Source organism: Neobacillus sp. NPDC058068, from assembly GCF_042885335.1.
Classification (GTDB): domain Bacteria; phylum Bacillota; class Bacilli; order Bacillales; family Cytobacillaceae; genus Neobacillus.
The window spans coordinates 1-3,831 of record NZ_JBHVSI010000048.1 but is presented as its reverse complement, the minus strand read 5'-3'; the positions used below and the strand labels follow the sequence as shown (position 1 = coordinate 3,831).

General features: G+C 31.9%; 4 protein-coding genes and 1 pseudogene. 1 reads left to right on the top strand and 4 read right to left on the bottom strand.

The features are described from left to right. Nucleotides 1-111 precede the first annotated feature (111 nt). Together ACFVSW_RS27825 and ACFVSW_RS27820 are read right to left on the bottom strand one after the other, a co-directional pair. Entirely contained in the window at nt 112-660 is a 549-nt protein-coding gene (locus ACFVSW_RS27825; RefSeq protein WP_387319868.1) for a hypothetical protein, read from the bottom strand. Nucleotides 661-1,267: 607 nt separating this feature from the next. Continuing rightward, on the bottom strand, nt 1,268-1,807 hold the full coding sequence (locus ACFVSW_RS27820) for a PepSY domain-containing protein (protein WP_387319867.1): 540 nt from the start codon (nt 1,805-1,807) through the stop codon (nt 1,268-1,270). A 132-nt stretch (nt 1,808-1,939) separates the two neighbouring features. On the opposite strand from ACFVSW_RS27820, the pseudogene ACFVSW_RS27815 reads away from it, so the two are divergent. Beyond that, nucleotides 1,940-2,059: pseudogene (locus ACFVSW_RS27815) on the top strand (ATP-binding protein); the annotation flags it as partial. A gap of 352 nt (nt 2,060-2,411) precedes the next feature. On the opposite strand, the gene ACFVSW_RS27810 reads toward ACFVSW_RS27815, so the two are convergent. Beyond that, the gene (locus ACFVSW_RS27810; protein ID WP_387319866.1) at nt 2,412-2,837 is read right to left on the bottom strand and encodes a DUF1801 domain-containing protein; all 426 of its coding nucleotides are present in this window, start codon (nt 2,835-2,837) and stop codon (nt 2,412-2,414) included. Between the two features lie 562 nt (nt 2,838-3,399). Beyond that, nucleotides 3,400-3,666, bottom strand: coding sequence for a hypothetical protein (locus ACFVSW_RS27805; protein ID WP_387319865.1), 267 nt, complete (start codon nt 3,664-3,666; stop codon nt 3,400-3,402). Between the last annotated feature and the right edge of the window lie 165 nt (nt 3,667-3,831).

Below are 3,831 nucleotides of genomic sequence, written 5' to 3'. Positions count from 1 at the left end.
TTGGCGCTCTCCCCTTTTTTTAAAAACGAATGAGCTGCGTCTTCTTCAGTATTGCCTTTTTCACTTTATTACAGAAGTTAATTTTCATGGTAGTGAAAAAGGAGAACGTGATTACATTTTTATCTCCTCTATTATTTTCCCATCAATTGAAAGACCTGTTACAGTAGATCCTGGTAATTCTTCTCCATCCGTTACTAAGTACCAGAATCTATTTCCATTGTAATATTTGATGATTTTAGCTTGATATTCCTTATTATTTTTAGTAACAATAAAAACCTCTTTTATTTCAGAATCTAAAATTTTTCCACTGAGCACATCAGTATACTTTGAAAAATCATTCTTCAAATTTGAATAGTGCCAATCTAATTTATGATCATTAGGGGTTTGACCACTACTACTGTTACCCAATTTCCATCCAAAAATATTTTTCTTTAATCTTATATTTCCGAAATACTCTATATTAGTAGAAGCATGTTCATAAAATACAATGGCTTGGTTATTATCTAAAAACTTTATATAAGCAATTTTAGTAAATGGTTGGTTTAAAGAATAAACAGCTTTTTCAATTTCTTTAATATCATCTTTTAATGCAATGTTAATAAAATAAGAAACAACTAAAATAAGGCTGATAGAGATAATTATTTTAATTTTATTTTGCAAAAAGAACACCTCCTTGTTATCAGGGAATAATTATCAATACGCTAAAATATTCCACTAATTCATTATGAATTCCTTTATTTTTTTATTTTTCTTCTGGAACTCTACTATTTATGTTTTTGTTTTCAACAAAATAAGCCTTACTTCTTTCTTGAAGTAAAGCACCAGTTAGTGTAAGTTCAGTATTTCACAATCTTATTAGGCAATAAGAAAAATGAGGAACTCGACCTTTTATTTTAAGCACACACATAGTCTCTCACGTTGAGAGATCTTTTCATTCAATGAAAAATAATATCCCTCAATAATGTTCAAAAATACACAATATACCAGTAATCTCTATAATTTATTCTGTCCAAACTATTTGTAGTGGTTATTTTCTAAAGATAAATATGAAACCACATTAATCAATGGTCACGATGTATTAAAGACCTGATAAAAAAACTAAAAACCCCTTAAGGAGTTAAGAGATAATGAAAGAAGAAATGGATGCAAGTATGGAAAATAAAAAATGCTTTACTTTACAATTTCATTTTGTAGCAAAAGACTGTATTGGTGGGTATTAAAACAAAAAAAAGAAGTCAATATTTGCAATTGACTTCTTTTTTTAAAATTATTTATGGTTTGTTTGTATATCGTCATCCGAAATTTCTTTATCATTGTCGCCTTGTTCTTTCTGGCTTTGTTTTGTACTTTCGTCAGCAATTTCTTTATCGTTATCTTGTTTTTGATCATCTTTCACTTCTTTATCGTCTTTTTGACCATTTTCGCCTTCAGACTTATCTTTATCGTTCGTATCAATTTTTATAATTGTTCCTGTAACCGCATCTACCTTAACATCACTTAAGTTATTCTTAGAATCTTTTACCTCCACACCATAAACGACTTTCCCGTCTTCATTTTCAAGTTCTGTTCCGTTATTTGTGCCGGGAACTTTTGCTAATGCAATTTTGATCGCATCTGCTTCCGTTATTTTTGCTTGTTTCTTTAAAGTAGCTTGTTCGCTAGCATCTGAAACTTCTTTTTCCTGAGATTTTTCCACGGGAGCATTCGTATTACTTGCTGCAAAAGTTGTGTGATTTAGTAATGAACCTGCAATTCCGCCTCCGATGATAGAAACTGCGAGAGCTGGGATAAGAAACTTTTTGTTCATGTTTTATTGCCTCCTTGGGTTAGTGAATGATTTTTTGTTACAAGTAATATAGTACTTGCTTTCATTTAAAGGAAGATTGACAAATCGTAAAATTAACCTAATAAATTCTTTAGAAAACTCTAATCTAAAAAACTCGACAAAGGGATTGGGATACCCAAACACGACATTCCTCTTGTTTTAAATCGGTTTTATCGAGTTTATAAAGCAAGAAGCAGAAAACAAGGCGGACATAGGTTAGGCTTAGCGATTGCAAACTATCGTTCGGCATTCACTGAGAAGACTCGAAAGTTTAGGATACACAGTTACGATAGAAGAACCTAAAGCATCTTAATCCAGTCACGATTTTAAACCATAAATCCATGAATTTGGCGCTCTCCCTTTTTTAAAAAATGAATGAGCTGCGTCTATTTTAGTATTGCCATTTTACGGATATCACAGAAGTTAATTTTCATGGTAGCTTAACTTAAAGTTGGGAAGTACCATTCGAGTATCCCAGGGAATCGATCAGGTATAAATTTCTCATATCTTGGTTTTGAGAAATCGATGCCATATTATTCAAATTCACAACTGTTTGAAGATCGCAACAAAGGTTATTAGAAGTTCGTTATCCTGTCGTCTCAACCCCGAATCGTATTGCGGCTTCAAGTATATCAATGTTTATATCTTTTAGCGTTTTGAACTTAATGCAATATCCACTCACACTCGCCTTACCGATTTTTTTTCCATATGTCTGGGTTAAGTATTTCTTATCTTTAATACCAAGGATATAGACAGAGATCCCGGTTTTGTTTGCACTGATACCAATTTGATAAAACTCTCTGGTCTTTCCATCAGAATATTTTATGGTGTGAAATCCATATCCTATATTAGGATTAGAAACAGTTATATTTTCATTATTTTTACCATCCAAGAACCATAATTTGCATACTGGCATTACTTGCAGAATGGTGCGGTGCAACTCTTGCATATCACTACGTTTTGGTTCAGGTTGGCTGGTAATATACTTTTCGATTTGTTCTTGTACGTTCATTTAAAATGCACCCCTTTAAAATTATTTGTTAATACAACTTATTTGTTACTTCATTCCATTATCCTGCTTTATTAAGCAAAAATGGCCGCCGCGGCAGCCGTTAAAATATTGTACCCGTTAGCCATCCATGAAGCACAAAAATTAGTGCCTCACCACAGAGAATGAAAATGATTAGGAAGTGTCAATACTGATACTGACCTTAATCCAGTCAACCAACTTATAAACTTATTTATTAACGCTCTCCTCTTTTTTTAACGATTGAGCAGGGTCTTCTTAAGTATGTCATTTTTCTAATCTTGAGGAAACTTATTTTCATGGTAGCTTAAGTATATTTCTACCCAATTTTTTACTCGAAAGGCAACTATAGGATTGATTTATAATCAATTAACTACAGCTATTTCATTTGGTTTACTTTTTTATCAATCTTAAATACCATAATATCTTTTATAAAAATTTAGCATTTCATTTACATTAAAATCGTCAAATTCCTCTTCTAATCCACTATCACGTAGGTAGTTAATTATCTCCCGAGCCTCAATGCTATCCAGTTGTTCGAGATAATTCAGTGTTTTCTCATATCCCGCACCACATAACAATTGAAAATCAATATAAAAATGTGTATCCCAATTTTTTCCTTTGCCTTCCATATTAACAGACTGTCTTCAACATATCCCAAAGCAAATAATTGGATGCAAAGTGTTTTTAGGTATTCATTGCCTTCAGGAGATTTTTTATCTATTTCTTCTATCAATAGCTTTCTAATATTATGAACAAATTCTATCCTTGGCACTAATCCGTAACGTTTTAAGAGTTCTTCGTATCTTTCCATTACATCGTAACCCCCAATTTATGTCCTTTAAAGAGATAAATTCTCCTTAATTAATTTTTTTCCTTCTTCCACTCCCTCAGTTTAATACGAATATCTCTCGAATGCTCACTTATTCGCAGGATTTCATATCCCTTGTAATTGGATTTACTTGTAATTGAAATGAGT